The sequence below is a fragment of the Actinomycetospora straminea genome (assembly GCF_028737255.1).
Lineage (GTDB): Bacteria > Actinomycetota > Actinomycetes > Mycobacteriales > Pseudonocardiaceae > Actinomycetospora > Actinomycetospora straminea.
Genome location: NZ_JAQZAN010000020.1, coordinates 60,335 through 87,116 on the forward strand (window position 1 = coordinate 60,335; position 26,782 = coordinate 87,116).

A 26,782-nucleotide genomic window follows, 5' to 3' on the forward strand; every position below is an offset into this window, starting at 1 on the left:
GTCAGGCGCCGGGCACGAACAGGCAGAACAGGTGCCCGTGCGGGTCCCGCATGACCACGACGCCCTCGGCGGGCTGGTGGCCCTCGCGGACGGCGCCGAGCGCCTCGGCGCGGGCGACCTCGGCCTCGAGCGCGTCGGGGGCGACGAGCAGGTCGAGGTGGGCGTGCATCCGCTGCTCGCCCTCACGTGCCGGCCAGGCGGGGGCGAGGTGGCCGTGCTCGAGCTGGAAGCTGATGCCGGGACGCTCGCGCTCGGGGCTGCGCAGGCGGACGAAGGTGGGGTCGCCGCCCTCGACCGTCACCCAGCCCAGCAGGGCGCGGTAGAACGCGGCGAGGCCGGCGGGGTCGGGCGTGGAGAGGACGACGGACCCGACGATCGGAGCCACCTATTTCCCCGCCATGGCCAACGTATAGCGGACCGGGGGGCTTGCGGCAAGGCCCGGTGCGTTCCGCAGAATGCGCGCCCGCATTCTGCGGAATCGTCGTCGCATTCCTCGGGAGGATTCTTGTTCGACGTCGTCGTCGTCGGTGCCGGCCCCGCGGGACTGGTGCTGGCGAGCGAGCTGCGCCTCCACGGCGTGGACGTGCTCGTGCTCGAGCGGGACGCGGAGCCCACCCGGATCGTGCGCTCGCTCGGGCTGCACGCGCGCAGCATCGAGATCCTCGACCAGCGCGGCGTGCTCGACCGCTTCCTCGCCGTCGGGACCCAGCACCCCGTCGGCGGCTTCTTCGCCGCGATCCCCTCGACCCCACCCGAGCGGCTCGACTCCGCCCACGCCTACGTCCTCGCCATCCCGCAGCCCACCACCGACCGGCTCCTCGCCGAGCGGGCCGTCGAGCTCGGCGCCGAGGTCCGGCGCGGCGTGGCGGTGGTGGGCCTCGAGCAGGACGCCGAGGGCGTCACCCTGGCGCTCGACGACGGTACGCACCGGCGGGCGCGCTACGTCGTGGGCTGTGACGGCGGGCGCAGCACCGTGCGCCGGCTGCTCGGCGTCGCCTTCACCGGGGAGCCGTCGCGGACCGAGACGCTGATCGGCGAGATGGAGGTGGGGGAGTCGCCGGAGACGGTGGCCGCGGTCGTCGCCGACGTCCGCCGCACCCAGCTGCGCTTCGGCGTCGGGTCCCTCGACGGTGACGAGGTGTACCGGGTCGTCGTGCCCGCCGAGGGCGTCGCGGCGGACCGCTCCGTGCCGCCCACCCTCGACGAGGTGCGCCGGCAGCTGCGGGCGGTCGCGGGCACCGACTTCGGCGTCCACTCCCCGCGCTGGCTCTCCCGCTTCGGCGACGCGACCCGCCAGGCCGAGCGCTACCGGGTGGACCGCGTCCTCCTCGCCGGCGACGCCGCGCACGTCCACCCGCCGGTCGGCGGACAGGGCCTCAACCTCGGCATCCAGGACGCGGTGAACCTGGGGTGGAAGCTCGCCGCCGCGGTCGCCGGGTGGGCACCGGACGGGCTGCTCGACAGCTACGAGGCCGAGCGGCACCCGGCGGGCGCGGACGTCCTGTGGAGCTCGCGGGCGCAGATGGAGCTGATGTCCACCGAGCCCGGCGCCCGCGCGGTCCGGCGCCTGGTCACCGAGCTCCTGGCCTACGAGGACGTCCGGCGCCACCTCACCGAGAAGATCACCCGCACGGCGGTCCGCTACGACCTCGGCGGCGAGCATGACCTCGTCGGGCGCCGGCTGCGCGACATCGGGCTGGCGCGGGGGCGGCTGTACGCGCTGCTGCACGAGGGCCGCGGGCTGCTGCTCGACCAGACCGGGCGCCTGACGGTGGCGGGCTGGGCCGACCGCGTCGACCACGTCGTCGACGTCAGCGAGGAGCTCGACGTCCCGGCGGTGCTGCTGCGGCCCGACGGCCACGTGGCGTGGGTCGGTGAGGACCAGGAGGGGCTGGCGGCGACGCTGTCCCGGTGGTTCGGCGCCGCCGCGTGAGTAGTCGCGACACGACGAGGCGCCCGCGGCCGGCCGGCCGCGGGCGCCCTCGGTCGTCAGGCGCGCGGCGCCACCGGCGGGGTCGTCGCGGGGAACGACACCCCCGTCATCTCCTGCGACACCTGCCACACCCGCTCGGCCTCGTCGATGCTGCGCAGCGTCGGCCACGACTTCTGCTCGCCGGGCGGGCCGCCGAGGCCGCCGATCCCCTGGGGTCCGTAGAAGTGCCCGCTGCGGGCCTGCGGCGACGTCGCGGCGTAGAGGGCGGGGAGCCCGGCGCTCTCGACGGTGCCGGCGAGGATGCCGTGGCGGGACAGGAAGCCGATGACCTTGCGGCCGCGGACGGCCTCGGCCCGCCCGAGCTCGGGGCGCGCCATGAGCAGGTTCGACGGCGCGATGCCGGGGTGCGAGGCGTTGCTCGTGATGCCCCACCCGCCGGCGCGGCTGCGGCGGTCGAGCTCGAGCGCGAAGAGCCCGAACGCGATCTTCGACCGGCGGTAGGCGCGCATCCCGTCGTAGGAGCGCTCGGCGTTCAGGTCGTCCCAGTCGATCGACCCGGCGCGGGCGGCGATGCTGAGCTGCGAGGTCACCCGGCCACGGCCGGCGCGCAGCAGCGGCAGGAGTTGGGCCACGAGGGCGACGTGGCCGAGGTGGTTGGTGCCCCACTGCAGCTCGAAGCCGTCGACGGTGGTCTGCCGCCCGGGCGGGGTCATGACGCCGGCGTTGTTGATGAGCAGGTGGATCGGGCGGTCCTCCGCGCGCATCGCGGCACCGAGCGCGGCAATCGAGGCGAGCGAGGACAGGTCGAGCTCGCGCAGCGACACCGCGGCGCCGGGGACCTGCTCGCGGATGGCGCTGATCGCCGCCTCGCCCTTGCGCGGGTTGCGGACCGGCAGCACCACCTCGGCGCCGGCGGCGGCCAATCGTCGGGCGATCCCGAGGCCGATGCCGTCGCTGGCGCCGGTGACGACGGCGCGGCGGCCGGTGAGGTCGGGGACGGTGAAGGGCGTGCGGGACATGGCTCCTCCTGGAGGGGTGGGTCGGGGCTGGTGACCGGGGCGCTACGGGGCGGCCGTGATCGCGCGGCGGGCGGCGACGAGGGTCACGGCGGCGATGAGGGCGAAGACGGGCGCGGCGGCGACGCCGAGGGCGGCGAGGACGGCCGGTTGGTCGGCGAGGTAGGCGAACCCGCGGGCGACGAGGTTCACGGCGTGGAAGGCGACGGCGGCGAGCGTGCTGAGGGTGTAGACGCGCATCAGGCGGGGGTGCTCGCGCCAGTCCGCGGGGCCGCCGACGAGGCGGTTGAAGATCATGCCGGTGATCGGCCGGCGCACGAGGACCGAGCCGAGGAAGACCACGCCGAGCACCGCCGGGATGAGGGTCGGCAGCAGGAAGAAGGCCCGCGCCTCGCCGGAGAAGGCGGCGATGCCCGCGCAGACGCCGGCGACGGCGAGGCCGATGAGCGCGCCCCGCAGCGACTCCCGGCGGGCCAGCCGCACGCCGAACGCCACGGGCGCGGCGACGGCGAGGGCGATGAACGCCCAGGTCAGCCCGCCCACGGCGTCGGCGGCGACGAACGCGATCGCGGGCAGGCCGGCGACGAGGATGCCCGTCATGCCCCCGGAGCGCGCGAGGCTCCGGCGCAGCGCCGCGGACAGCGTCGTCGGCTGGTCGTCGTCGGGCTCGTCGGCCTGCCGGTCGGCGGGCTGGTCGTCGAGCTCGTCGCCGGGCTGGTCGTCGACGGGTCGAGCGGTGGCGAACTGCTCGGTCGGGGCGGCCGCGAGGTCGTTCGTCATGGGAGCGCTCCTGGGGCGTCGGGGGTGGACGCCGTCGACACTCACCCCTCGCCGGGGCGACAACCACGGCCTGCCGATCCGTGGCTGACGGGACCGCTCCACCGCACTCCTCCGGCTCACCGAAGGGGGGATCGACGATCCGTGGCTGCCCGGTGCCCGCGCCGGTAGGAACGGGGGAGCACCGAGGAGAGGGCGGTACCCATGATCGACCGGGCCGGGCTGGCGGCGTTCCTCCGGCGCCGTCGCGAGTCGCTGCAGCCCGAGGACGTCGGCCTGCCGCGCGGGCAGCGCCGGCGCACCACCGGGCTGCGCCGCGAGGAGGTGGCCGCCCTCTGCCACATGTCGACCGACTACTACGCGCGCCTCGAGCGCGAGCGCGGCCCGCAGCCGTCCGAGCAGATGATCGCGTCGATCGCGCAGGGCCTGCACCTGTCGATCGACGAGCGCGACCACCTGTTCCGGCTCGCCGGGCACCAGCCGCCGGCCCGCGGCGCGGCGAGCGAGCACATCAGCCCCGGGCTGCTGCGCATCCTCGACCGGCTCGCCGACACGCCCGCCGAGATCGTCACCGAGCTCGGCGAGACCCTGCGCCAGAGCCCCATGGGCGTCGCGCTCACCGGCGACACGACCCACTACACCGGCCCGGCGCGCAGCCGCGGCTACCGGTGGTTCACCGAACCGGCCACGCGCGCGCTCTACGCGCCCGAGGACCACGCGTTCCTCTCCCGGATGTACGCCGCGGGCCTGCGCCAGATCGCGACGATGCGCGGGCCAGGCTCCCGGGCCGCCCGGTTCGTCGACCTCCTGCTCGCCGAGAGCGAGGAGTTCCGCCGGCTGTGGGACGACCACGAGGTCGGCCTGCACCCGGCCGACACCAAGCGCCTCGTCCACCCCGAGCTGGGGACGCTGACGCTGAACTGCCAGACGCTGCTCGACCCCGACCAGTCGCACCGGCTGTTCGTCTACACCGCCGTCCCGGGCAGCGAGAGCTACGAGAAGCTCCAGCTCCTCGCGGTCATCGGGGCCCAGCGGGTCGGGGCCGACCTGCCGGCCCAGGCGTCGGGACACGCCTGAGCCGGTCGCCGGTCAGGACGGGGCGTCGCCTTTGCTGATCAGCTTGTCGTAGGCCACGGCCGCGACGATGCCGCCGACGATCGGCCCGACCAGGTAGATCCACCAGTACGAGAACGAGCCGGCGACGATCTCGGGGCCGAGCGCGCGCACCGGGTTGACGGCCCCGCCGGTGATCGGGCCGGCGACGAAGACCCCGACCGCGAGGGCGGCGCCGACGGCGATGGGGGCGACGCTGTCCGCGACGCGGTCGTCGGTGGCCACCGAGATGATCACGAACACCAGCACGAACGTCACGATCGCCTCGACCGCGAGGCCCTGCAGCGGTCCGACGCCCGGCGTCGGCGCGGTGGCCGCCAGCGACGCCTGGTCGCGGCCCGGGGCGCCGAACGCGACCCAGGTCCCGAGCGCGCCGAGCACGGCGCCGACGAGCTGCGCCACGAGGTAGGCCGGCACGTAGCGCCAAGGGAACTTCCCGGTGACCGCGAGCCCGAGCGTCACCGCCGGGTTCACGTGGGCGCCCGAGACGTGGCCGATGGCCGCTACCACGGCCAGCAGCACGATGCCGAAGGCCAGCGGGGTGGCCAGCGAGTCGTAGGCGGCGCCGGCCACGGGCTTCGCGAGCGAGGCGGCCGTGGCCACCGCGGTGCCGCCGAGGACGAGGATCGCGGTGCCGACGAGCTCCGCGGCGCTCGCCGCGGCCATGTTGACGCCGGTGCGGCTGCCGTAGAGCCCGCGGCTCCCGGAGCTGCTGCCCGGGGCCCGGTCGGTGGTGCGGTCGGCGGTGGTGGTCATGACGGTCCCCCTGGGACGACGGTGGCGACGGACTCGCGTCGGCACCTGCTCGACCGACTGCCGCACCGCGTTACCCCACCGGCCGCACCCGGAACCCCGACACGGAGCACCCGCGGCCCGTGTGCTCCCTCCTCCGCACGCGCAACCGAGGTGAGTCCCGTGAGCATCGACTAGTCGCCCGAGCCGGTGGTCGGCCGGCCATCCCTCCGGTCGGCGACCACCACGGCGGCCCGTGGGACCGTGCCGGACAGGCACCTGCGCGAGGCGCTGGCCCGCTCGCCACGCGCGCTCACCCACGTCCGCCTCCACCAGCGCGACCCACCGGACCCTCCCCGCGCGGACCGACGGGTCATCCCGCGATCGATGCGGCGATGCCCGTGATCGAGTCCAGCGCGTGGCTGATCACCTTCTGGGCGGCGCCGCCCGCGCGCGTCACGGCGACGATCCGCCGGACGGGGGCCGCGGGTCCGCCCAGGCGCAGGCGCACGATGTCGGTGCCCGGGTGCACCGGGGCCAGGCGGGGGAGCATGAAGATGCCGAAGCCGTGGGCGACCAGCGCTGTCCCGGTGTCCCACTCGTCGGCGTAGTGGGCGACGAACGGTCGGAAGCCGGCGGCCTGGCACGCGGCGAGGGTGAGCCGGTGGTACGCGCTGTCGGGCCGGCAGGTGATGAAGGGCTCGGCGGCCGCGTCGCGCAGCGACACCTCGGACCGGGTGGTGAGGGGGTGCCCGACCGGGACGGCGAGGTCGATCGGGTCGTCGAGCACGGGGTGCTGCTCGAAGCGCTGGTCGGTCGCGGGCGGGACGCGGTCGTCGACCACGAGCAGCGCGAGGTCGCAGTCGCCGGCCAGCAGCAGGTCGATGCAGCGCGCCGGCTCGGCCTCGACGACCTGGATCGCCAGCGCGGGGAAGCGCTCGCGCAGTGCCGCCGCCGTGGGGACGAGGAGCCTCGTCGCGGCGGTCGAGAACCCGCACAGCCCGATCGTGCCCGGGGTGTCCTCGGCGCCGGCCAGCTCGGCGCGTGCGATCTCGGCGAGGGCGTGCAGTGCCTCGGCGTGGCGCAGCAGGACGTGGCCCGCCGCCGTGGGCTCCATGCGCCGCCCGACCTGGCGCACCAGCGCCACCCCGAGCTCGTCGGAGAGCCCGCGCAGCTGCTGGGACACCGCGGACGACGTGAAGTGCAACGCCCTCGCGGCCGCGCTGACCGAGCGGTGGTGGGCCACGAGCTGGAGCGTCCTCAACCTCGGATCGATCATGTAGTGATGCTACGCGCTGCATGAAGAAACGTGCGCTGGTGCTGAACGATCAGGATGCGCATCGTCGAGGTCATGACCGCTGCTGCACCCCCCGGGACGGACGCCTCGACCGGGCCGCCCTCCCGATCCGCGCGGGCGTGGGCGCTCGCGCTGCTCGCCCTCGGGGCCGCCGGCGCCGGCATCCCGAGCCCGCTCTACCCCGCGTACCAGGCACAGCTCGGCTTCTCCGACGTGACCCTGACCGCCGTCTACGCGGTCTACCCCCTGGTCAGCGTCCCCGCGGTCTTCCTGCTCGGACCCCTGGGGGACCGGCTGTCCCCCCGCCGCGTCATGCGCTGCGGCATCGTGCTCGCCGCCGCGGGGTCGCTCGCGCTCGCCCTCGCGCCGAGCACCGGCTGGCTGGTCCTCGGTCGCGTCGCCTACGGCATCGCGCTCGCCGTCATCACCGGAGCCGGGGTCGCGGTCGCGACCAGTGGCGCGGACAAGGTGCGCGCGGGTGCCGTGTCGGCGGTGGTGTTCATCCTAGGAACGGGGGCGGGTCCGGTCCTCGGGGGCGCGCTCACCGCGTACGGCCCGACGCCCGGCCTCCTGCCCTTCGGCGTGGACCTGGTGCTGCTCGCCGTCGTGTTCGTCGGCCTCGGCAGCGTGCGGGATCCCGGGCCCGCTGACGTCCCGGCGCCGGACACCGAGGGCGACCCGCCCGCGACCGGCACCGCGCGGCGGGCTCTCGTCGTCGCCGCCGTGAACGGCTTCCTCGGCTGGGCCGTGGTCGGACTCTTCCTCGGGCTCATCTCCTCGGTCGCCGAGCGCTTCCTCGGCCTCGGGGATCCGCTCTGGGGCGGGGCCCTCGCCGGCGCGCTGCTGCTCTGGTCCACGCTGACGGTGGCGGTGGTCGGCCGACTGGGCCCCCGTCGCTCCCAGCTCGTGGGTCTGGTCGCCCTGGCCGTGTCGCTGGTGGTCCTCGCCCCCGCCGTGGACTCCCTCGCCGCGATCGTGACGGCGTGCGTCGTCGCGGGCCTGGCCAACGGGCTGCTCTACGGCGGGGCGACCACAGTCGTCGCCACGACGGCCCCGCCGGAGCGGGCCAGCCGCACGGCCGCCGCGGTCTACTCCGCCTTCTACCTGGGCGCCGGGCTCCCGACCCTCCTGGTCGGTGTCCTGACGACCTTGCTGCCCCTCGACGCGGCCCTGTCGACCATCGCCGTCGCGACGCTCGCGCTCACCGCGGTCATGATCGTCGTATCGGGCGTCGACAACCACCGGGCCGCGGCATCGGCGACCCGTTGACCTGCGGTGTTTGCTGTGGAGCGGGCGACGGGAATCGAACCCGCGTAGCCAGTTTGGAAGGCCGCGCCAGGGGAGCGGTCACAAGCGGTGACCTCGACCGGAACGCGGCAGCTGGTGTCCGTGCTGGCCCCGGTTGACCTCGCCCAATCGCACGCTAATCGCACGCGAGGCCGCGGGCGGCATGATCCTTGACAACTCCATGATCCACCTCGGGCGGAGCGCTACCGTATCAATGCCTCTCGGCGGCCGTCGGCAAGGTCGGCGGGTGTTGCCACCGCCCGTCTGACCTGCACGTCCGTGCCCGAGAGTGCTATCCCGTGGTGGCCTGAACCGTCGCTCGTGCTCCGCGCACGCTCCGAGTGAGCAGCGAACCGGGTTGGTTGGCGCACGGTGTCGTACGGCTGCAGGAGATGATCTTTGACAACGACATCGTGGCCACTGGGGAAGTGCTTGTCGAAGGGGGTTGCGGCCTCGGAACGGGGGCGGGACGCGCCACGCTCCTGCGGCAGTGACCCATGTCGACCGCCGCAATTTCACTTGGTGCCATAGCGGCGACCGAGGTCGTCGTGCCGCCGCATCGCCGACGTCGTCGATGAGGTGCTCTTCCATGGACGTCCTATGGCTTAGCCCGACCGACCTGACAGGCAACTGGGTTCCTGATGGCCGTAGTCGTACGCGAGCACGCGGCGAGCGCCTCACCATGAGGGGCACAGATTCTCCCTCTGCGTCTTGAGCCGCTGGCGTAACCAGAGGACCATCCACTGTCGGCTCGCAACGTGCGCCGTCCGCCCTGCCCCGGCACGGAACGGCGTGTGAGCCACCTGAGGACAGCCCAGACCCCGCTGTCCCCCCGCCGCGCTGGTCTGGGCTGTCCTCACCCCAGCAGTAACAGTGACGCGTCCGACGGCCACGGGACGGCCATTGAGTCCCCGGGTAGCGCCCATGGACTACCCGGCCACCGCTTCCGTGCTGCTCTTTCGCCACAGGGGTGCGCCGAGCCGGGCGGGCAGGGTCGGGCCAGGGCTCGTGGCCGGTGCGCTGGCTCACGTGGTGATCGAGACGCACCGCGAGCACAGCTCGTCGTTGACGAGAAACGCAGGGACGGGCCTTTCGCTGCGCTATTCGGCGGACCGCTCCGTGGGTAGCCGGTGGCCGTGAAGGCCGGTACGGTTTCGGGGGCGGCCGCCGCCCAGATGTTGACCAGCCAGCGCAGGGGCGCGGTGGCACACCGCGGCGTCACCCCGGCCCCTGGTGGCGCCCGGTCTCACCCGCCTGCCTTTGCCGGGCAACGATGGGGCGTGATACCACCAGCGTCGTATGGAGTCTGAGGGCTGTGGAGATCGGCGGGCACCGTCGTTGCCTCGCGGGTGACGCCGGTGAGCAACCGGGACAGTCGTGGGTGACCTGAGGACATTCGAGCGTGAGCTCGCCGTGGTCGTGACCCAGGGCGGCACCGACGGGCCCCAGCGCATCGTCGAGCTGTGCGTGGCGCGGCTGCCCGTCTCCGGTGGGGGTATCACGCTGATGGCCGGGCCCGATCGTCAGCAGCCGCTGTGGGCGTCCGACGAGGTGGCCGCGCGGATCGACGAACTACAGTTCCGCCTCGGGGAGGGCCCGTGTGTGGATGCGTTCGTGACCCAGCACGTCGTGCTGGTGGCCGACGTGGCCGATGCACGGGATGATCGGTGGCCGGCGTTCGCCGCGGCCGCCCGCGACACCTCGGCGCGCGCGCTGATGGCACTGCCGTTGCGCGCACAGCAGGAACGGATCGGGGTCATCGACTTCTACCGGGACCGCCCCGGATTTCTCGAGGCCGACGACATGGCCGCAGTGCGCCGGGCCGCCGACGCCACCTTCTGGGCCCTGATTGGCCTGCACGATGGTGGCAGGGGCCGGGAGGACGACGCGCCGCCGGACGGCGACGACGACCCGGCTCGATGGTTGCCGGAGGCTCCGCTCGAGCACGTCGAGGTCCACCAGGCGACCGGGATGATCGTCGCCCAGCTCGATGTCCCCGTCGACGCGGCGCTGGCCCGGTTGCGGGGCCATGCTTTCCTGCACGACCGCCCGCTCGCCGACGTGGCTCGTGACGTCGTGGCACGGCGTCTGCGCTTCTCCGAGGAGGGGAACTAAATGAGCGGTCAGCCGCAGGGCGCACCGCGGGAGGCCGCGCTCACCGATGCTCTGGTGCGCCTGGCCGACACCCTGGTCGACGATTTTGACGTCATCGACCTCATGGTCGAGCTGACCGCGGACTGTGTGGCGCTGTTCGCGGTCGACACCGCCGGTCTGCTGCTCGCCGACGGGCGGTATCGTCCACGCGTCGTGGCGGCCTCGACCGAGGAAACCCGGTTGGTCGAGCTGTTCGAGCTCCAAGCGGACGAGGGCCCCTGCCTGGAGTGCCTCCGGTCCAGCCGCCGGGTCAGCGAGCCGGACCTGGTGGAGGCCACGGCCCGCTGGCCCGGGTTCGCGCCCCGAGCGCTCGACGCGGGCTTCCGGGCCGTGCACGCCATCCCGATGCGGCTGAGGCGGCAGACGATCGGCGCGCTCAACCTGTTCACCGCCTCCCCCGGTGACCTTCCCGCCGCCGACGTGCTCGCCGCCCAGGCCCTCGCCGACGTCGCCACCATCAGCGTGTTGCAGAACCAGGCGAGCGTCTCGCGCCGCGATGTCACCGCCCAGCTTCAGCTGGCGCTGGACAGCAGGATCGTCATCGAGCAGGCCAAGGGGGTCCTCGCCGAACGTGGCGGGCTGGACATGACTACGGCGTTCGACCGCCTGCGCAAGTACGCCCGCCACCACCGGCTGCGCCTCAGCGGGCTCGCTGAGGACATCGCCGCCCGCCGCGTAAGTCAGAAGACCATGGCAGAAATCCTCGGCGGGACCACGGCCGGACGCCTCTGATGCGCACCGGGCGCCGCCGCTGCATGCGTGCATTTGGGATCGGCCAACCCGGCGGACGGCACGATCTGGCCACCTGGTGAGACCTCCTGGGCGCACATCCGCGGTGCTCAGGTTCGTTGGCCGCGTCGGTGAGTCCTGGAGCCACCTGTCGAACCGGCGCATGGTCAGCAGCCCGGTGATCTGCTCAATGGTCCTCTTCGGCGAGCGGCATCCGCCCTGCGTGCAGCTCGCTCCTCCTCCGGGCCCGCTGAGACCACGGGCGATCTGTTGCGCCCGAGGTTTTCGTGCTTGGCTGGAGGACGTCGCACGGTCAAGACGTGGCCGTGCCGTGCCGGGATGGTCGATCGTCGATCTATCGTCCGCCCGGACTGTTCAACCTCATGTTGGAGAGTGCGCAGGGGGCAGACGGGTTGGGCATCGAGAGCGGGTTGTTCGACGTAGTGGAGCTGCTCTCCGAGGTCGCGGAGCGGCTCGAAGAGTTGGAGCCGCTCGACGCGAACGAGCAGCGCTCGGCAGCCGCTCTGTCCGGCGATACGCCGGCAGCCACTGAGAATCGCGCGATCCACTCGGCGCGAATATCAATCTCGCGTGAATGGGCGCGCGAGATGCGTGCTGATCTCAACCGCCTCCGGGCCAAGGCGCGGCAGATGGCCGATGAAGCTCGCCGGGTTTCGACTCACACGTGTGGCAAGTCGATCGGTCGGCTCTCTGCAAGCCGCCCGAACGAGGTCCACTCCGTCGGGGGTGATCACCTGCACCGGTTCGGGGCCGCAGCACGAGCTCTGAAGCAGACCCACGATCTCGACCGTCTGTACCAGTTGCTGGCGGACGGCCTTCGCGAGATGGTTCCCGGAGCCGCAGTTGTCGGCGTCTGTGCCCTGCGGGTGGGTGGTAGCGAGGCCGGCGCTCTCGAGTTGGTGGCGGGTGAACCGCCACTGGCCCAGGTCATCGAGGTGGAGAACACGACCGGGCGCGGCCCCTGCCAGGACGCGCTAGCAGGCCAAGTGGTCATCAATGTTTCGGAGATGCCGGAGGCCGGTCGGTGGCCCGAGATCGCGAAGACGATGGGACGTCAAGGCTGGCGGAGCGTCCTGATCTGTCCGTTCGCCGAGCGGACAGACAGGCATCGAGGGGCCCTTGTTGCCTACAGCCGGTCGGCCCGAGGAATCCACCACTCCGATCGTGAGGCAGTGGAGTATCTGGCGGAGCTGGCCGGGGTGTCCCTGTCTGGATCTCGTCGAATAGCTGCTCTCCTGGGCGCGGTGGAGTCCCGCGACCTGATCGGCCAAGCCAAAGGCATGCTCATGCTCCGCGACAATATCGATGCCGACCAGGCCTTCACGAGGTTGGTCGAGGCATCGCAACACGCCAACCTGAAGCTACGCGACGTAGCCGCATGGCTCGTCGAAATGCGAGGAGTCGTGTCGTGACCGGCGATCGCAATGTGGGGCCGTCAGAGCACCCGAATTGGGCCGTCGAGCAGACCAATGCTGTCGCTCGCTCCCGTCGGCGTTAATCTTGTGGTCGTCGGTCGGACCGCGAGGAGCGGAGCAGTGTGTCGGTGTCGAGGGTGCCGTCGACGACCCCGCGGGCGAGGTCGGTGAGGCGTTGGTTGGTGGCTCGCGCGCGGTCGCGCATGCGTGAGAACGCGTCGTCAAGCCCGATCGTGCCGCGCTCGCCGAGCACGCCCTTGGCCTGCTCGATGACGACGCGGCTGGTGAGCGCTGCCTGAAGCTGCTCGGTGAGCTGGTCGCGTTCGCGGGTGCCGCGGTCGGTGAGGATGGCGATGGTGGCGACGTCGGCGAGAGCCTGGCTCACTCCGAGCTGATCCGGCGTCATGGCAACGGCGCGTCGGTGGAAGAGGTTCACGGCCCCGATGGTCAGGCCGCGAAGGCGCATCGGGAGGGCGTGCACGGCGGCGAACCCGTACTCGATGGCGTGGGCGGTGAACCGCGGCCAGCGGGTCTCGGCGCGCAGCTCGGGGGCGTGGACCTGCGCGGAGGTGTGGAAGCAATCTAGGCAGGGTCCTTGGTCGGCTTGGAGCTGGAACAGCTCGAGCAGGTGGGTCGCTTCGGTGGAGGCGGACACGACCTGGAGGCTGTCGCGCTGATCGGTGATGAGGAGTCCGGCGGCGTCGACGGCGAGCAGATCGATGCAGTCGGCGCAGAGCTGGTGGAACAGGTCGATCACGTCGTAGTCGGCGACGAGGGTGTCGGCCAGGCGGACGAAGGTCTCAACAAGGAGCTGTTCGCGCCCCTGCGGTGGTGTGGTCATGGTGTTCTCTCCTCGGACCCGGCCGTCTTGGTAGACCGCGGGTGGGAATCGGGCTCCTCGCCCGGGGGCGGTCGGGTTACGTGAGCGGTGGATCATGGGGCGGCTCGGATCGCCAGGTCCCGTCGGGGCTCAGGCGCAACCGCCGTGCAAGCACGTCCTTGGCGACCTCGCCGATGGGTCGGCCGGAGGCGAAAGCGGCCCCGCGCAGCCGGGCCAGTGCCTCGGTCGCCGTGGACCCGAACTGAGCGAGCAGCATGCCAGTGGCCTGATGAACCTCCGCGCGGGTGAGAGCCGAGCCGTCGAACCAGTCCCTGCCGGAGGTCCCGCCTGTCGAGGGTTCGGCGCTGATCGTCCGCTGCCCGATACGGTCGAGCAACACCCAGACCGCGGCGTCAGCGGCGTGCAGGGCACCGATGATTTCTCGGTCGTCCAGCCCGCCGGGCGTATCGCGGTAGCAGTCCAGAACTCCGATCCGAGCGGCGCCGAGGTGGAGCGGGAACACAAACATCCCGCGAGCGCCCGTCTCGGCGGCGGCGGCCGTGAAGATTGGCCAACGAGCCTCGGAGGGGTCGGCGATGTCGTCGACGAGCACGGCGCGACCGCTGGTGAACGACTCCAAACACGGCCCCTCGCCCAGGGTGAACTGGAGATCATCGATCCTGGCCGCAGTGGTGTCCGTGGCGCACACGGGCTCCTGCGCACCGTCCTGTGCGCTCATCATGGCGATCGCGACCCCGCCCATCGGGAGCCATTCGGCGGCGGATCGGCAGATCGCCAGCGGCGCGGCCGGCCCACCGGCGTCAACCGCTGCGGCCAGCGTCTGCATCAGCTGGACCTGGTTGACCACCGCTGTCCACCTCCCCTGGACACGGGCCGGGCGGCTGGCACCGCACGGAGGGGGAGTCGACGCATCGGCACCGATGTCGAGGAAACCACGGTCGGACCTCCCGGGCGGTCGTGGCGGCGACGAGCCACGCGTCACCGCGCCCGACAGGGTCCAGATCGAGCCCGCACAGCCCACGAGCGACGGCATGTCCGGGAGGACCACCGTATACCCGCCGACCGCGAGTTCGACCGGTCGACTGACCTCATCACCAGCGCCGTCCGATCGCGTAGGAGAACGGCCCAGACCATCTCAGGCGGGGATGGCGGGGTCCGGGCCGTCCTGCCCCGCTCAGCGACGAACCTCGCGGGGGGACGAGGTCGCAAGGTCATTCGAGCCAGCACACAACGGTCCTTCGAGGCGGTGCAGCGGTCAAAGCACCGTTGGTGGCGATGACGCTCCCGAGCGTGTGTCAGGGCCTGTCGCTGCGTGCTGTCGGACGCTACGGTGCGCGTAGCCCGCGTCACGCAACGCTGACCAGCGACGTGAGTGCGGAAGACACCCCGGCCCCCGGTGTCGCTGAGAGACGCGAGTAGACGGGGGAACCGGGATGACGATCAGCGTGTGCAGCACTGCTACTCCGTCCTGGCCCGGCGGGGGCCGCCAAGCCGTCCTCGTGGTGTCCGGCGACCTGTATGGCTGGGAGTGGCCAAAGATCGCCGGCGCCATCGCCGAGGCCGAGGCCACTGGTGTCGCCCTGATCGTGCTCGACATCCGGGCCGTGCGTTCCTGCGATCGTGAGGCGCTGTTCGAGTTGGTCGCCGTTCGCGGTCGTTGGCCCACGCCGGAGGGTTGTCCCGTCGATGTCGTAGGCGTGCGGGCAGCGCAGTTTTTGGACGCCATGGCCCACGAGCCGATCACGCAGCTGCACGACCTGCAGGTCGTCATCGGTGAGCTGCGGCGACCGCGCGTGTCTCCACCTACAACCGTGTCGGAATCCGAGCAGCCTAGAGATGGCGGCGACCCGTCATGGGGCGGGACAGCGGAGGAAAGGGCTCGTGGCCGCGGGACCTCGGCGCCGGCCGCATCGAGGGGCAGCGGCCGGAGCCCCGTCCAGGGACGCGCGTCGGCGGACCTTCACCTGCTCCGGGGTCGTCATCGCGAATGAGCCGCCGCCGCCCCAGACGGCCGAGCGGGAAGCGGAGAGACGCGGAACCAGCCTCGTCTTGGCAGCGACGTCGTCCCTGGCGCCCCATCGGGTGGGCGCCCGACCCGAGCAGCCTTGGTGTACCCGGGCCGGGCAACCCAGGTGGTCGTGCCTGCCGCCTCCACGTCGATCTTGCGTACGACGAGCCCCCGGACGGGTCCGGCACGTCCACCGGATTACGTGGCACCGGGGTCTCGGGCACCGCGTCCAGGATGACACACCCGAGGTGCGACTATGCGGCGGCATCGGTGGCCTGCCGTGGCCGACACCGCGCTGACCCGCGCGAACGATGTGGAGCGGGCGACGGGAATCGAACCCGCGCAGTCAGTGTGCACGGAAGGACGCGGCGCCGGGCCCGCAGCCGGAGACGGGACGACCGTGACGAGATCGATCCAAAGCGGTGCACTCGTGCCAGGGACGTCCGAACTTACGTTCGATTGCTCCACAATCCTTGGGGTCCAGCTCTCCCTACGAGCGTTCGTCGCCGGGGGCTGGTCGACACCGCGGCGAGCGCGGCAGCGTGTAGCGAGATACCGGCGTGCGCGGCGCGGGCTCCGAGGGCCTGCAAGCCTTGGGCACCTGTCAGTCCGTGGGCGTCGGCTATCATCCTCGCCGCCCGTTCGACGTCACGCTCGTCTTGCCGCTCATGCGGATTCTTGCAGGACATGTCGGTCCTCTCTGGCTGCCCGAACGGCAGTGGCGCACGGATCGGACGGCGGGAGCAACCCTCAGCGGCGTCGATGTCGACCGGGCCGGGGGTCGCTCGTGGTCGTCATTGTCGCTGTGTCCTCCGCCAGCGGTCGGAGCGCGTACAGGTGCCGGCGCAGCGGCCGTTGCTCGGGCAGCGGCGGCGACTCGATCAGCAGGTGCTCCGTCGGTTCGTTCGAGAGGACCCCGAGCGCTGCCGCGTGCAGAGACAATCCTTCTAATGCGGCGCGGTATCTCAACGCCTCGACACTCGCGTCCCGACCGAGCCCCGACGCCAACGCGAGCAGAAACTCGGCCTGACAGATGTCCCGCCGTTCTTGCAGTTCGGACGGGTTCTGGCGGATCATGGTTCTCCTGAGGAGGCAGGAGCGCCGCTGTGGCCCGGTGCGGGAACCCTCGTCGGCAAGCGACCAGAGTGCCCATTCAGGGAGACCGGCGATCAGGCGAGCGATTCAGGCCGACGACGCGCCGAGCTCATCGCAGGTATGTGCCACGCTGTCCCACATGCGTCGGGCGACGGGGTCGTCGGCCATCCACTTGTTCGCGTGGGCTGCCGCGGTCGTGTCACCGTTGGCGGCCAGAACATGGAGCTCGACGAGACGATCGCGATCCACCCATTGGGCGACCTCTGCGTTGTCGGCGCTGGCCATTCCCGCCTCCTCATTCATGAACAGAGCGTTCGAATCGTGGTCGGCGCGAGCGTGTCGGGGAGCGCCGGTTGAGTCCGCCACGGCCCCCTGAAGCAGGGCGGACGCAACCGGACCCTGAGCCAACGCCGATGTCGTCATTCGCGCTGGCGCGGGCACCCACGCGAACCGGGCTCTGCGACCGGATCGGGGCGGTGGTGGTCGCGGCGGTGTTGTGGTGGCACGCGGCCTGATAAACGACGAACAACTCGTCGAGTGGTGCTTCGTCGAGGGCCGCGACCACCGCGGGACGGTGCAGCCCGACGAGGAACAGTTCGCAGCCTTGCGCCCGGGATGCTGCCGTCAGCTTGGCGAGGGTGTTGACGAAACTGGGGTAGGCGTCATCGAGGGCCGACAGGTCGACTGTCAGCTCGACGACGCCGCAGGACAACAGGCCCTCGGCCGTCCCGCGCAGCGAGGCTGCGGCCAGGTCGTCCCCGAGGCCGTCGACGCGCAGGTGCGCGCTCGCATACGACCTCGGGGGCACATTGTCCGGCGTGGTCATCGCTCACCACCGACCGTCCACGCGAGGGCGGCCATGACGAGACCATGCAACATCAACCATGGTGGTGGAGGACCGGCGACTCTCTAGGGGTGCCCGATGCTCCCCTTGGGGCCGTACTACCGAAGACCGCCAGCCTTGATGACCGATGGTGATGCCCGCAGCTGACGATGACGATGTCATGCGCTCCTGTGCGCGCACAAGGTGCGTCGGCGAGTGATGCGGGTCAGAGGCCGAGTGGCGGCGTGCATCGCGAGCAGGTGCCCGGGGGTCTGTCGGCCCCGGTCGGGGTGGCGGGCGCTGCCCCCGCCACGCTTGGAGCGCCTGAGCACGGACGCGGAGGCTCGCGATCAAGGGCGGACGGTCCACCGCGTCCCCGTCCCAGCTGCTGTGTGTGCTTGACATCGTGGTGGACCGGCTGTCGCGTAGCGATGCGCTGCACCCTTGATCGGGAGGGCGTCCGTGTGACGCTCCGGGGCCGACAGACCTCTCCGCCGCAGGCGGTTCGATCGTTCTTGATCTCGGCCGCGCGGCCATGAGCTGCCTCGCGTCCAGTGAGGCTTACGCGTCTACTGCTGGTCTACGGGTGTGGCCGGGCGTGCCCGCGCCGGCCGCCGGGCCGAAGGTAGAGGCGGGCCGGCTGCGAGGCCGCCCGGTCCGGTCCGTCAGGGCCGGCTTGAAGACGTAAAGAAAGTCCTCACCAGCAACGCAGCATGGTCTGCCATCAGGGTTCTTCCTCGCGCCAAGGAATCGCTATCGTGCGGACGAAATCCTGCCTTCGATCCTTGAGGTGCTTCGAATGTTCGGAGATCAGCTCTCCGCGCGTGGCGTCACGGGCAGGGCCGCGAGCACGATAGCGCGAGCGTTTCGCGAGAGGATCATCGCCGAGTACCGCAATTGGATCAAGTTCGTAGAGGTGCTCCGCTGTAAGGGTTACGTGCTTCCGAGTGGATGGAGCATCTGTCCACCAGAGATCGCCACACTCGTCAGCTTCGTCTAAGGTCGCGACAAACGTCATGGCGGCGTCGAGCCGGTCAGCAACCGTCCATAGCTTCGTGAGGTCCTCCTCGCGGAGCCCGGACGCGCTGTTCTTGCATTCGCCCACGATCAGACGGCCATCACGAAGAAGTAGGACCACGTCGAGTTCAGGCAGCTTGTTTGCTGGATCGTCCCAGAACTCGATGCCGGGATAAGAGCCGAATACGGACTTCGCAAAGAGTTTATGCATGAAGGATTGAGCCAGCATCGGAGTCAAGAGGTCAGCGCTCATGACAGCTGTGAGCAAGCCCGATCCTTGGTATCGGAAGTTGAGGGTGTCGAAACCGAAGGGTTTGACAATGTTCTCTCCGCAACTACGGCAAGAGATCGGTGGAGCGAGGTCGGCCATAGGTCGCCATTGTTCGCCCTCCGTCCCGCAGTGCGAGCATTTGACTACTATGCCACGTCGAACAATTTTGGTGCGTTCCGCCCAGCTAAGCCACGTCTCCGCTGCCTGAGCATCAGCGAAAGACCGTTTGATCCGTCCAAAGACGAGGCTCGAGAGGTCATCAGGATCGACAGTGCCAAGGCTGTCGCGAAAGAGAGAATTGAGATAGTCTCGGTCGATGGCGTCTGCAGGAATGTTAAGTCGAGAGGCGACATCATCGGCGAACTGGCCGAGACGTCGCTTGATGAATCGAAGCCCCCGGCGAGCCGTCAGCTCGTCGAGAAGAATCGGGATGGCCGGACTCTTGAGCCAATCAATCTCATCCAGTCCGCCGATTTGTCCTAAGAAGCGCTCCGCCAAAGCACCTGGCGCGCTTGGTGAGCACCGCAGCCCGCGATCGGTCGCGATAGCGCAAAGAACGTCTCTAGGAGTCGGGTAGGGGATGCTGGCAAACCCTTTGCGGTCCGAGGAAGCGATCACGCATCCTCGCGCGTAGCGAGGTGTTGCCACCCGGGCGAAGGACAAGGTGGTGCTAGGAGGTAGCGTTAAATCCGCGACCTCGACAGTCAAATTTAGCGACCCGCCAAAGGTGCGACGGAGCTCTGCGCCGAGCTGACTCTGCTCTCCGTCTGCAGCCGCCGGAACGCTGCCAACGCCATCAGTAAAAGTCGCTGTTCCACTTGAGACGACCCCTGGCCCAGAGATCGGTTGAAGTACTGAGCGCCAGTCGTGCGCCTGGAGCAATGGGCCGGCAGCGGCCGCTTCGGCGAGCCGTTCTCTACTAACCGATGTGCTAACGAGCGCTATATAGTTGGTCCGGAAACCCCACCACCTCGGCGCGTTCTTGCTTACCCAGTCCTCTACGACCTCCGTGATATTGGCGCCAACCGGTATTCCGAGTGGCAGGCCTTGCGGCAGCCCGTGAATCGCTCTCAGGTTCCAGAGAAGGCAAAGGTCGGCTACATTGCCGGGTGTATAGATAACAACGACATTAGGTCCGATGTCGGACGCAAGCTCGTTGTCACGAGGGAATAGAGGTCGATCCTCGAAGTGACTACCGAGCGCGGCGCTGTAGACCGAAAGCAGGGCTGTGCTGAGAGCGCAAGCTGTTGCAGAGGACTGCAGTCTCAGGCTCTGAAGCAAGTCGGCACCAGATAGTTGGTCAGCAGCGTGCTCAAAGGCCAGGACATCACCGTAGGAGGCGTCCGGCCTGATGCCAGCCGTTCTGGCATCCTGCTCGTCAAGTCGATCGGGAAGTCGGCCCCAGCAGGCGGAGTATGCAAGGTGCCATGGATCTTCAACGGGAAGACTGTTCCCTATAAGTGCGACTGGCCAGTTGTGCTCACCCGGAGCAAGGTCCAGCGCGGCGAGGGTAAGGGAGCGCCTCCCGTACGGTGACATAGGAACTCCGGTCTTTTCCGACCGCGGCGGAAGCCAGCCCTGCGGCATCTCCCACTCAATCCCATGAGTTTGCACCTGATCTACGTAGGTCGCGTCGACGAATGCTTGCCATGCTGAATCGACTGCTTGGCCGGAATCGTCGACCGGAATGATCGGATGCTGCGCTCCGCCCCACGTGTTGCAGGACAGCTCGATGGCTCGCAAGCAACTCGCATAGCTTTGCGTGTTTACGTAGTTTGCGATTACACGGGGTGAGAGCGTTCGCTGAACGGCTACTGTTCCATTAAGTTTCTCGTCGCTCAGCACTCTCACTCGGGATACCCTTATGTCGCTCGATTGTCTGCGCTTGCGTGATTCTTCTTACGGTCCGCTAACCAGCGGTCATCGCTGTCTTGCCGTGCGGGTCGGTGGCGCATAGGTCGCTAGGAGACAGTAGGCCCTAGGGAAGTTTGCGAGTCTCCACGGGCGTAATCGCTTCCACGTGCTTCGGCGAGTATGAGCATAAAAAGGGGCTTAACGAAATTCTTACGCCACCACTCGTCTGTCGCAAGAAGGTCAGCGCTGGGATGGGGTTCCTCGAGCGCAGCGATGACAAAGCCGGCATCGATAATGCAACGGGTGTAGAACTCCAGGGGCCGGAAGCGCATGTGGACTTCGTCCGGCGACTCGATGCCTGCGACCTTGAAGGTCTGGTCGACATGGCGCTCGGAGAAGTAGGTGGTGACCGGGATGGTCCCGGTAGCGTCGCGCTCGGCGTGTGCTGTGTAGAAGCACGGGTGCAGCATGAGTAGCACGAGCTGGCCCCCGGGGCGGAGCACGCGGCCCAGCTCTTTCAGAGCGGCGGCCGGGTCGGCGACGTCGCTGATGACGTGGTTACAGACTGCGGCGTCGAACGTGCCGTCGGCTTCGGGGATCGCTTCGAGGCTGGCGACCGCGTAGCGGATGCCTCGCCGTTGGGCGTCGGGATGCTGCCTTGCGGACTCGATGAGGGCGGCGGAGGTGTCGATGCCGGTTACCTGCGCGCCGCGTTCGGCAAGGGCTCGGCCCAGATAGCCCTCACCGCAACCACCGTCGAGCACCCGGGCGCCGTTGACGTCGCCTAGAGCGGCGAGGACTGCGGCGTCTGTGAGCTCGGTCCGGTAGCGGTCGAGCTGCTCACGGATGATCCGGACCCAGAACTCGGCGTTGCTGGCGTAGGTGTCGGTGATGTCACCACCCACTGTCAACGGGGTCTCCCAAGGTGCCGGGGGTGTCGTCAAGCTCGCGCAGGATAGCCGCGCACGCGGCGGCGGTCCTGGCCTGGTCTGTGGCCTCGGCCCGGGTGCGAAGCCGGCGGCGGAGGTCGTCGCGCTGGAGCCCGAACGTCGGATCGGTGCGCAGAATCATCGGGATCGAGGTCTCGGCGAGGTAGAACAGGTACGCCTCGTTGTAGCTGTCGATCTCGCGCAGGACCTCCTCGGCGGTGTGACGCAGGAGCACCGACCGCGGCAGGGAGAAGTCGGGCGTCGGCTTCGCGTCGTGGGTGTAGGTCGGGAACGCCCACCCTTCGACCAAGGCGGCGAGGTGCGAGGACTGCACGACGCGGCCGTAGCGCTCGGCCACGTCGAGGTCGTCGGTCGCCATGATCTCCCCGATCACCGAGCTACGGAACGCCAGTGCCGTGCTGCGGGTGATGTCGCGCTCGCTGACGGCGGACACGATCTCGCCCGTGGCTCGGGTGATGTGGTGCAGCAAGTTTGCCTGCGCGACCATCGCGTGAAATGAGTTCTCGCGAGCCGCGAGGCCATCGACCATGTCAATCGCAGCAGTTACGAGCGGTGCGGGGTCGACGAGAAGTGAGTCAGAATCATTGGTCCCGAACACGAAGCCGAGCGCGTAGTCCTGTCGACGTCCCCAGAATCGCGCAAGATGCGAAGCTGCTTTTCGGACGTCGCCGTCGAGTACGCACGCGGCCGTGTCGAGGGCGTTGCTCAGGTACTGCTCGGGGATGCGTCGCTCTTGGACGAGACGGCGGAAAGCCTCCTGGTCGACCTGCACGCTGCGCCCGTCGAGCTGGTCGGCCAGTCGGGTCCGCCGGTCCGCGAGCGAGAAGCCAAGGACATACTCACCGACTCCTGGGAGCACGCTGACCAGGGCTTGCAGCGAGCGGCCCTTGATCCGGTCGAGCCACTCGGGGTCGTCCCAGAGCCGACTGACGGTGCTCTCGTCGAGGCCGGCGAGGAAGGCGACGTCGGCCATGCCGAAGCCTGAGGGCTCGGCGATCCTCGCAAGGGACTTCGGCGCAACCGGCATATCCGCCACCTTAGTTGGGGCTGCAACGCAATTGAGTCTACGCAAGCAGTCCGCAGGAAACAAGGCTACTTGTGTGCACGCAAGTGCCTGGCTCGCAGTCAACGCAACTGCGCGTACAAAATGGTACGCGACAACTGCCGACGATTCTTTGACAGTGGTCACAGCGCCCCGAAGAGATCGGGAAACGCGCTCCGAGTCCCTGGAGGACCGCCGTCATGGCAGCAATCAGAGTGGACATCTCGCAGGACCGCTACAGCGTCGGCTCGGAGCCGAAGCCGAAGACCGACATGCAGGGCCGCCAGCGCACCGACCGCGTCACGGGGATCGGGCTGTCGACCACGCAGCTGGTCAAGATCGGCCCCGAGGGGGCCGAGGTCCTGAACTGCGTGACGGCGGGCGTGCCCGAGGTCAACGTCGGTGACGAGGTCCGCCCTCGCAACCTCATCGCGATCCCCTGGCAGCAGGACGGTCGTTCCGGGGTGTCGTTCAAGGCCGACGCCATCGAGACCGTCCCGGCGGCGACCGGCAAGGGCGGTGCGGCGTGATCCGCTTCCCGACCAAGTCAGAGCAGCGCGAGCAGCGCTGGTCTGGCCTCAACATCGCTCAGGCGGACGGCCTGGAGTGCGTGATGTGCGAGACCAACTACCTGCACCCCAGCGTCCCGGACCCCGCCGTGCCGCATGTCCCGGTCGGCATCTCGACCGACACCGGATCGCAGGTCTTCGCCTGCGCGGGCATCTGCGCCGCCCTGGCCTGGCCCGACTGACCGCTCGCATTGGGAGTCGGGGCTGGCTTCCCCGCAGTCCCGACCCCCTTCCCTCCCCGTTGCTCAGCTTCTTCCCGGAGTGTCCTCATGGCTCGCACTACGTCCCGCCCCACGTCCCGCCGGTCGATCCGCGTCGCGCGGACCGACGGCTTCGAACTAATCACCGCCCCGGCCATCCATCCCGCCGCTCGCGTGGCCGGGCTTCTGATCCGGCTGCGCGCGGAACTGCTCGCCCTGGCGCTCGGGTTCGCGCTCCTCGCTGCCGCCTACTCCTGGCTTCCACCCGCGGCGGCCTCCGCGGTCGTCGCCGTGACCGTGGCCGTGCTGCTCGCGGTGCCCGCCCTGCGCCGATTCGTCTCCCGCCGCGCGTCGGCAGTGATGACCAGGCATCGGCTGCGTCAGGTCCTCGTCGAACGCCGCTGCCTGAACTTCTCCCGCCACGCCCCACTGTTCCTCTGGTCGCACCCCACCGAGGTCGGCGAGACCGTCTGGCTGCTCCTGCGCGCCGGGATCAGCCCCTCCGACGTCGAGGATCAGATCGAGTGGATCGCCTCCGGCTGCTTCGCCCGCGACGCCCGCGTGACGCCGACCCGCCGGATGACCGCCCTGGTGCGGGTCGACGTGATCCGCCGCGACCCGCTCGCCCGCGACCTGATCGCCTCCGAGCTGGACGACTGGACCGCCACCACCGGCCAGGCGCCCCCGCGCGGCACCGTGATCGTCCCGCCGAAGCCGGCCAACCAGCATCACTCCGGCACCCGCACGGGTGCCACCAACGGCGTGCCGGTCTCGCGGTCCACGCTCGACGAACGCGACGACGTCCCCGTGGTCATTGACCACCCCGAGCCCGCACAGCCCGAGCACTCCGACCGCGCGGAGAACGAGCGGGCCGTGGTGCCCGACCGTGGCGGGGACTGGTCGGACTATGTCTGAGCCGACCCACCTGCGCGTCCTGCTGCGCGACTGGCTCTACGCGATCCGCACCCCCGCCGCCCTGTGCGACGAGGCCCCGGAGCCCTCCGCGCTGTCGATCTGGGACCCGATCCACCTCGGGGTCGACGAACACAGCCACCCGGTGCGCGTCACGCTGGCCTACCGCAACATGCTGCTCGCCGGGGAGCCCGGCGCCGGCAAGTCGGTCGGGCTGAACCTGCCGGTCGGGCACGCCGCCCTGTCGACCGACTGCGACCTATGGCTCTTCGACGGCAAGCTCGTCGAACTCGGCCTCTGGCGCACCTGCGCCGAACGGTTCATCGGCCCCGACCTCGACGACGCCATCACCGCCTGCCAGGACCTCCAGGCCGAGATGGACCGACGCTACGACCTGCTCGATGCCCAACGCCGACGCAAGATCACCCCCGGCGACGCCGCCCACGGGTTCCGTCCCGTCGTCGGGGTGTTCGACGAGGTCGCCTACTACTCCGCGACCGTCGGCACCAAGACCCAGCGTGAGACCTTCTCGGTGCTCGTGCGCGACCTCGTCGCCCGCGGTCGAGCCGCCGGGATCATCGTCATCGCCGCCACCCAGCGCCCCAGCTCGGACATCATCCCCACCAGCCTGCGGGACCTGTTCGGCTACCGGTGGGCGTTCCGCTGCACCACCGACAGCAGCTCAGACATCGTGCTCGGCGCCGGCTGGGCCACCCGCGGGCACACCGCCGCCGCCATCGCCCCGGAAGACAAGGGCGTCGGGCTCCTGCTCGCCGAGGGCGGCGAGCCCCGCCGGATCAAGTCCGCTTACCTGTCCGACGAGCAGGTCTACGCCCTCGCCGACCGCGCCGCCGCCCTGCGCGCCGGGAGCACGCCATGAACGCCCCCGCCGACCGCGCGGCTTCCGACCGTGGACCCGTGCAGCTCGCCCTCGACGCCGACCCGGCCGACGACGGGCGACCGCAGCTGTTCCGGCTCTGCGCGGCCAACATCGCCTCGGTCATGGACGCCGCCGCGATCGTGCTCGTCGTCCGCCTCACGGTCCTGCCCGACACCACCGTGGAAGTGATCCTCTCCCCGGACGAGGCGGACCTGCTCGGCCGCGACCTGCGGGCCAACGCCCGCTACCTCGCCAGCCGCGACCCCAGCATCGACACCTCCCGCTGGGGCCGACGATGACCACAGCCACCGCGCCGACCACAGCGCACATCACGCGGCCGACGGGCCTGACGGTCGACGAGCTCGCCGCTCGCCGTCTCGCCAAGGCTGCCGGGTCGGTGTCGTTCGACGAGCTCGCGGCCTCCCTCGCCCGGGACTACGACGCCTGGAGCGCGCACGTGGCCGGCGCCGCCGGCTGCTCGCACCCCATCCGCCTGGTCGGGCTCGTCCAGCACGTCGAGCAGGCCACGGGCCGGGTCACCGGCGAGCGGCACACCACCGACATGCCCGACGGGGTGCTCTACACCCCGTGCGGCAACCGACGGGCCGCCGTGTGCCCGGGCTGCGCGGAGACCTACCGCGGCGACACCTACCAACTCGTGACCGCCGGCCTTGTCGGCGGCAAAGGCGTCCCCGCCAGCGTGGGCGAGCACCCGTGCGTGTTCCTGACCGCCACCGCCCCCTCCTTCGGCCCGGTCCACACCCACCGCACCGACCGCGCCGGACGCACCCTGCCATGCCGGCCGCGCCGCGATCTCGAGCACTGCCCCCACGGCCACCCGCTCGCCTGCTTCACTCGCCACGCCGACGACGCCGCCGAGCGGGGACGGCCGCTGTGCCTCGACTGCTACGACCACCCCCACCAGGCCGTGTGGAACCTGGCGAGCGGGGAGCTGTGGCGCCGCACCGTGATCGCCGCCCGCCGGGCCGTCTCGGCGCTCGCGAAGCGACACGGCATCAAGCTGCGGCTGTCCTACACCAAGGTCGCCGAGTTCCAGCACCGCGGCGCCGTGCACTTCCACGCCCTGCTCCGCCTCGACGGGCTCGACCCCCGCGACCCCGACGCGGTCATCCCGCCCGATGCTCGCGTCGGCGCCAACCACCTCGGCACGATCCTGCGCGATGCGGTGGCCGGGACCCAATTCACCACCGCGCCGCATCCGGCCCGCGAGCAGGGGTGGACGATCGCGTGGGGCGAGCAGGTCGACCCCCGCCCCGTCCGGCTCTCGCGGCTCGACCTCGACGACGCCGGAGAGATCACCACCACCGCGGTGGCCGGCTACCTCGCCAAGTACGCCACCAAGGCCACCGAACTCGCCGGCCACACCTCCACCCGACTGCGCGCCGACACCGTCCGCGCCCACGCGGCCCTGGACACCCATCCCGGCCGACAGGTCGACGTGTGCTGGCACCTCGGCACCCGACCCGAGAAGGCGGATGCGAAGGAATGGGCCGCCGGCTGGGGCCGGCTCCAGCGCTGGGCGCACATGCTCGGCTTCGGCGGCCACTTCTCCACCCGCTCCCGCCGCTACTCCACCACCCTCGGAGCGTTGCGGCAGGCACGCCGCGACTGGCGCCTCGCCCAGCACAACACCCGCCCCGACCAGGACGACGAGTCCGACGACGAGGACACCACCGAGATCATCGTCAGCTCTCTGGCCTACGCCGGCATCGGCTGGCACACCAGCGCCGACGCCCTCCTCGCGAACACATCGGCGGCCAACGCCCGCGCCAGGGGCCGTGCCGCGCGCGACGAACTCGCCTCGCTCGGCGCGTAGCGATGCCCA

The 26,782-nt window shown here is 70.4% G+C and carries 26 protein-coding genes; 13 read left to right on the forward strand and 13 right to left on the reverse strand.

The genetic code is table 11. The annotated features are described in order from the left end of the window. Nucleotide 1 precedes the first annotated feature (1 nt). On the reverse strand, nt 2-385 hold the full coding sequence (locus PH190_RS23730; RefSeq protein ID WP_274234002.1) for a VOC family protein: 384 nt from the start codon (nt 383-385) through the stop codon (nt 2-4). A 120-nt stretch (nt 386-505) separates the two neighbouring features. On the opposite strand from PH190_RS23730, the gene rox reads away from it, so the two are divergent. Next, nucleotides 506-1,933, forward strand: coding sequence for a rifampin monooxygenase (rox, locus tag PH190_RS23735; protein ID WP_274234003.1), 1,428 nt, complete (start codon nt 506-508; stop codon nt 1,931-1,933). Nucleotides 1,934-1,989: 56 nt separating this feature from the next. On the opposite strand, the gene PH190_RS23740 is transcribed toward rox, so the two are convergent. Both PH190_RS23740 and PH190_RS23745 read right to left on the reverse strand, forming a co-directional pair. After that, nucleotides 1,990-2,952, reverse strand: a complete 963-nt coding sequence (locus tag PH190_RS23740) for an SDR family oxidoreductase (protein WP_274234004.1) — start codon at nt 2,950-2,952, stop codon at nt 1,990-1,992. 42 nt (nt 2,953-2,994) lie between these two features. Beyond that, nucleotides 2,995-3,729, reverse strand: a complete 735-nt coding sequence (locus PH190_RS23745) for a DUF3159 domain-containing protein (RefSeq protein WP_274234005.1) — start codon at nt 3,727-3,729, stop codon at nt 2,995-2,997. A 201-nt stretch (nt 3,730-3,930) separates the two neighbouring features. On the opposite strand from PH190_RS23745, the gene PH190_RS23750 reads away from it, so the two are divergent. After that, the gene (locus PH190_RS23750; protein WP_274234006.1) at nt 3,931-4,803 is read left to right on the forward strand and encodes a helix-turn-helix transcriptional regulator; all 873 of its coding nucleotides are present in this window, start codon (nt 3,931-3,933) and stop codon (nt 4,801-4,803) included. Nucleotides 4,804-4,815: 12 nt separating this feature from the next. Here PH190_RS23750 and PH190_RS23755 read toward each other — a convergent pair whose 3' ends face one another. Next, on the reverse strand, nt 4,816-5,595 hold the full coding sequence (locus tag PH190_RS23755; protein WP_274234007.1) for an MIP/aquaporin family protein: 780 nt from the start codon (nt 5,593-5,595) through the stop codon (nt 4,816-4,818). A 349-nt stretch (nt 5,596-5,944) separates the two neighbouring features. Beyond that, nucleotides 5,945-6,850 (reverse strand): LysR family transcriptional regulator, encoded by a 906-nt coding sequence (locus PH190_RS23760; RefSeq protein WP_274234008.1) that lies wholly within the window; start codon nt 6,848-6,850, stop codon nt 5,945-5,947. 72 nt (nt 6,851-6,922) lie between these two features. Here PH190_RS23760 and PH190_RS23765 point away from each other — a divergent pair, with 72 nt between their 5' ends. The 4 genes from PH190_RS23765 to PH190_RS23780 all read left to right on the forward strand — a co-directional run bounded on the left by PH190_RS23765 (nt 6,923) and on the right by PH190_RS23780 (nt 12,471). Next, nucleotides 6,923-8,137 (forward strand): MFS transporter, encoded by a 1,215-nt coding sequence (locus PH190_RS23765; RefSeq protein WP_274234009.1) that lies wholly within the window; start codon nt 6,923-6,925, stop codon nt 8,135-8,137. 1,395 nt (nt 8,138-9,532) lie between these two features. Next, entirely contained in the window at nt 9,533-10,270 is a 738-nt protein-coding gene (locus tag PH190_RS23770) for a GAF and ANTAR domain-containing protein (protein WP_274234010.1), read from the forward strand. After that, nucleotides 10,271-11,041: a GAF and ANTAR domain-containing protein gene (locus PH190_RS23775; protein WP_274234011.1), complete on the forward strand. Its 771-nt coding sequence runs from the start codon at nt 10,271-10,273 to the stop codon at nt 11,039-11,041. Between the two features lie 317 nt (nt 11,042-11,358). After that, a complete protein-coding gene (locus PH190_RS23780) occupies nt 11,359-12,471 on the forward strand; it encodes a GAF and ANTAR domain-containing protein (protein WP_274234012.1) in 1,113 nt (370 codons plus the stop codon). Between the two features lie 82 nt (nt 12,472-12,553). Here the strand turns inward: PH190_RS23780 and PH190_RS23785 are convergent, their stop codons facing one another. Further along, entirely contained in the window at nt 12,554-13,315 is a 762-nt protein-coding gene (locus PH190_RS23785) for a GAF and ANTAR domain-containing protein (RefSeq protein ID WP_274234013.1), read from the reverse strand. Nucleotides 13,316-13,391: 76 nt separating this feature from the next. Then, complete coding sequence (locus PH190_RS23790) at nt 13,392-14,162, reverse strand: GAF and ANTAR domain-containing protein (RefSeq protein ID WP_274234014.1); 771 nt, start codon at nt 14,160-14,162, stop codon at nt 13,392-13,394. 586 nt (nt 14,163-14,748) lie between these two features. Between PH190_RS23790 and PH190_RS23795 the strand changes: the two genes are divergently transcribed. Then, nucleotides 14,749-15,306 carry a hypothetical protein gene (locus PH190_RS23795; RefSeq protein WP_274234015.1) on the forward strand — a complete coding sequence of 186 codons (558 nt, stop codon included), beginning with the start codon at nt 14,749-14,751 and terminating at the stop codon, nt 15,304-15,306. 767 nt (nt 15,307-16,073) lie between these two features. Here the strand turns inward: PH190_RS23795 and PH190_RS23800 are convergent. The 6 genes from PH190_RS23800 to PH190_RS23825 all read right to left on the reverse strand — a co-directional run bounded on the left by PH190_RS23800 (nt 16,074) and on the right by PH190_RS23825 (nt 22,306). Then, nucleotides 16,074-16,400 carry a hypothetical protein gene (locus PH190_RS23800; protein ID WP_274234016.1) on the reverse strand — a complete coding sequence of 109 codons (327 nt, stop codon included), beginning with the start codon at nt 16,398-16,400 and terminating at the stop codon, nt 16,074-16,076. A 105-nt stretch (nt 16,401-16,505) separates the two neighbouring features. Further along, nucleotides 16,506-16,703 carry a hypothetical protein gene (locus PH190_RS23805; RefSeq protein WP_274234017.1) on the reverse strand — a complete coding sequence of 66 codons (198 nt, stop codon included), beginning with the start codon at nt 16,701-16,703 and terminating at the stop codon, nt 16,506-16,508. A gap of 10 nt (nt 16,704-16,713) precedes the next feature. Next, on the reverse strand, nt 16,714-17,244 hold the full coding sequence (locus PH190_RS23810) for an STAS domain-containing protein (RefSeq protein WP_274234018.1): 531 nt from the start codon (nt 17,242-17,244) through the stop codon (nt 16,714-16,716). A gap of 721 nt (nt 17,245-17,965) precedes the next feature. Further along, nucleotides 17,966-19,147: an FmdB family zinc ribbon protein gene (locus tag PH190_RS23815; RefSeq protein WP_274234019.1), complete on the reverse strand. Its 1,182-nt coding sequence runs from the start codon at nt 19,145-19,147 to the stop codon at nt 17,966-17,968. Nucleotides 19,148-20,490: 1,343 nt separating this feature from the next. Next, the gene (locus PH190_RS23820; RefSeq protein ID WP_274234020.1) at nt 20,491-21,288 is read right to left on the reverse strand and encodes a class I SAM-dependent methyltransferase; all 798 of its coding nucleotides are present in this window, start codon (nt 21,286-21,288) and stop codon (nt 20,491-20,493) included. Then, nucleotides 21,278-22,306, reverse strand: coding sequence for a hypothetical protein (locus PH190_RS23825; RefSeq protein WP_274234021.1), 1,029 nt, complete (start codon nt 22,304-22,306; stop codon nt 21,278-21,280). Before PH190_RS23825 ends, PH190_RS23820 begins: the two co-directional genes overlap by 11 nt. 269 nt (nt 22,307-22,575) lie before the next feature. On the opposite strand from PH190_RS23825, the gene PH190_RS23830 reads away from it, so the two are divergent. The 6 genes from PH190_RS23830 to PH190_RS23855 all read left to right on the forward strand — a co-directional run bounded on the left by PH190_RS23830 (nt 22,576) and on the right by PH190_RS23855 (nt 26,773). Next, nucleotides 22,576-22,905, forward strand: coding sequence for a hypothetical protein (locus PH190_RS23830; RefSeq protein WP_274234022.1), 330 nt, complete (start codon nt 22,576-22,578; stop codon nt 22,903-22,905). Next, nucleotides 22,902-23,126: a hypothetical protein gene (locus PH190_RS23835; RefSeq protein WP_274234023.1), complete on the forward strand. Its 225-nt coding sequence runs from the start codon at nt 22,902-22,904 to the stop codon at nt 23,124-23,126. Before PH190_RS23830 ends, PH190_RS23835 begins: the two co-directional genes overlap by 4 nt. A 192-nt stretch (nt 23,127-23,318) precedes the next feature. Next, nucleotides 23,319-24,059, forward strand: coding sequence for a hypothetical protein (locus tag PH190_RS23840; RefSeq protein WP_274234024.1), 741 nt, complete (start codon nt 23,319-23,321; stop codon nt 24,057-24,059). Next, complete coding sequence (locus PH190_RS23845; protein WP_274234025.1) at nt 24,052-24,936, forward strand: FtsK/SpoIIIE domain-containing protein; 885 nt, start codon at nt 24,052-24,054, stop codon at nt 24,934-24,936. The genes PH190_RS23840 and PH190_RS23845 overlap by 8 nt, the downstream gene beginning before the upstream one ends. Next, entirely contained in the window at nt 24,933-25,235 is a 303-nt protein-coding gene (locus tag PH190_RS23850; protein WP_274234026.1) for a hypothetical protein, read from the forward strand. Before PH190_RS23845 ends, PH190_RS23850 begins: the two co-directional genes overlap by 4 nt. Beyond that, nucleotides 25,232-26,773: a replication initiator gene (locus tag PH190_RS23855; RefSeq protein WP_274234027.1), complete on the forward strand. Its 1,542-nt coding sequence runs from the start codon at nt 25,232-25,234 to the stop codon at nt 26,771-26,773. The genes PH190_RS23850 and PH190_RS23855 overlap by 4 nt, the downstream gene beginning before the upstream one ends. The last annotated feature ends 9 nt before the right edge of the window (nt 26,774-26,782 follow it).

What these genes read in the sequence shown, in the direction of transcription:
- PH190_RS23755 (WP_274234007.1), bottom strand. Translation starts at nt 5,595, where the DNA reads ATGACCACCACCGCCGACCGCACCACCGACCGGGCCCCGGGCAGCAGC.
- PH190_RS23775 (WP_274234011.1), top strand. Translation starts at nt 10,271, where the DNA reads ATGAGCGGTCAGCCGCAGGGCGCACCGCGGGAGGCCGCGCTCACCGAT.
- PH190_RS23845 (WP_274234025.1), top strand. Translation starts at nt 24,052, where the DNA reads ATGTCTGAGCCGACCCACCTGCGCGTCCTGCTGCGCGACTGGCTCTAC.
- PH190_RS23760 (WP_274234008.1), bottom strand. Translation starts at nt 6,850, where the DNA reads ATGATCGATCCGAGGTTGAGGACGCTCCAGCTCGTGGCCCACCACCGC.
- PH190_RS23810 (WP_274234018.1), bottom strand. Translation starts at nt 17,244, where the DNA reads ATGACCACGCCGGACAATGTGCCCCCGAGGTCGTATGCGAGCGCGCAC.
- PH190_RS23855 (WP_274234027.1), top strand. Translation starts at nt 25,232, where the DNA reads ATGACCACAGCCACCGCGCCGACCACAGCGCACATCACGCGGCCGACG.
- PH190_RS23825 (WP_274234021.1), bottom strand. Translation starts at nt 22,306, where the DNA reads ATGGCCGACGTCGCCTTCCTCGCCGGCCTCGACGAGAGCACCGTCAGT.
- PH190_RS23740 (WP_274234004.1), bottom strand. Translation starts at nt 2,952, where the DNA reads ATGTCCCGCACGCCCTTCACCGTCCCCGACCTCACCGGCCGCCGCGCC.
- PH190_RS23785 (WP_274234013.1), bottom strand. Translation starts at nt 13,315, where the DNA reads ATGACCACACCACCGCAGGGGCGCGAACAGCTCCTTGTTGAGACCTTC.
- PH190_RS23750 (WP_274234006.1), top strand. Translation starts at nt 3,931, where the DNA reads ATGATCGACCGGGCCGGGCTGGCGGCGTTCCTCCGGCGCCGTCGCGAG.
- PH190_RS23745 (WP_274234005.1), bottom strand. Translation starts at nt 3,729, where the DNA reads ATGACGAACGACCTCGCGGCCGCCCCGACCGAGCAGTTCGCCACCGCT.
- PH190_RS23830 (WP_274234022.1), top strand. Translation starts at nt 22,576, where the DNA reads ATGGCAGCAATCAGAGTGGACATCTCGCAGGACCGCTACAGCGTCGGC.
- PH190_RS23850 (WP_274234026.1), top strand. Translation starts at nt 24,933, where the DNA reads ATGAACGCCCCCGCCGACCGCGCGGCTTCCGACCGTGGACCCGTGCAG.
- PH190_RS23795 (WP_274234015.1), top strand. Translation starts at nt 14,749, where the DNA reads ATGACGATCAGCGTGTGCAGCACTGCTACTCCGTCCTGGCCCGGCGGG.
- PH190_RS23765 (WP_274234009.1), top strand. Translation starts at nt 6,923, where the DNA reads ATGACCGCTGCTGCACCCCCCGGGACGGACGCCTCGACCGGGCCGCCC.
- PH190_RS23800 (WP_274234016.1), bottom strand. Translation starts at nt 16,400, where the DNA reads ATGATCCGCCAGAACCCGTCCGAACTGCAAGAACGGCGGGACATCTGT.
- PH190_RS23805 (WP_274234017.1), bottom strand. Translation starts at nt 16,703, where the DNA reads ATGGCCAGCGCCGACAACGCAGAGGTCGCCCAATGGGTGGATCGCGAT.